Source organism: Halioglobus sp. HI00S01 (assembly GCF_001635445.1).
GTDB classification, from domain to species: Bacteria; Pseudomonadota; Gammaproteobacteria; order Pseudomonadales; family Halieaceae; genus Halioglobus; species Halioglobus japonicus.
On record NZ_LWEE01000042.1, the window covers coordinates 1 to 223 of the forward strand.

A 223-nucleotide genomic window follows, 5' to 3' on the forward strand; every position below is an offset into this window, starting at 1 on the left:
CCTGTTCTTCGCCCTGTCGATTGCCATCAACACCTATTTCCAGAAAATCGCAGACAGTCGTGATATTGCCGCTACCGCCAGTGTCAGCTTTACCATTAACCACATTGCGGCGGTGTTTATCCCCGCGCTGCTGGGTATTCTCTGGCTGAGTTCCCCGCCCCAATGAGAAACACCGCGGGCGGGGATTGCGGTGGTTTCGCTGGTACTGTGTAACCTGATTCCC

Annotated in this window: 1 pseudogene; it reads left to right on the forward strand. The window is 55.2% G+C overall.

Features of this window, described 5'->3' with window-relative positions:
* Window positions 1–157 (forward strand): annotated as a pseudogene (locus A3709_RS24970) (MFS transporter); the annotation flags it as partial.
* Window positions 158–223: the final 66 nt, after the last annotated feature.